Source organism: Delftia sp. WSY_16 (genome assembly GCF_043104415.1).
In the GTDB taxonomy this organism is placed as follows: domain Bacteria; phylum Pseudomonadota; class Gammaproteobacteria; order Burkholderiales; family Burkholderiaceae_C; genus Comamonas; species Comamonas tsuruhatensis.
Genome location: NZ_JBICKS010000010.1, coordinates 1 through 361, shown reverse-complemented (window position 1 = coordinate 361; position 361 = coordinate 1). Strand labels below are relative to the sequence as shown.

Genomic DNA, 361 nt, shown 5'->3' with positions numbered 1-361 from the left:
CACCATGCGCTGGCCCGAGCGCATCACGACCTGGTTGCTGCGTATCTGCAGCAGGGCATCGTCGCGCGAGTGCAGGCCCTTGATCTCGTGGCCGAGCACGGCATAGCGGCCGCGGCCGAAGAAGTCCTCCCAGGCCTTGTTGACCAGTACCACGCGGTGGTCCGCGTCGGTGACCAGCATGGGCAGGGGCGTGGTCTCGAACAGCAGGTGCTGGAAGGCCAGCTGGGTCTGCAGTTCCTGCTGCGCCTTCCAGCGGGCCGTCACGTCCACGGCGCTGCCCGCGAAGCCCACGAGCCGGCCGTCGCGCAGCAGGGGGACGACGGCGATGTCGCAGAGTATTTCCCGGTGGCCCGGCAGCTGG

1 protein-coding gene is annotated in these 361 nt (G+C 69.3%); it reads right to left on the bottom strand.

Annotated features, from left to right (window positions below; translation table 11 throughout):
* Positions 1–361 (bottom strand): PAS domain S-box protein (locus ACF8O7_RS06375; RefSeq protein WP_392442794.1); only part of this gene is annotated, 361 nt, incomplete at both ends.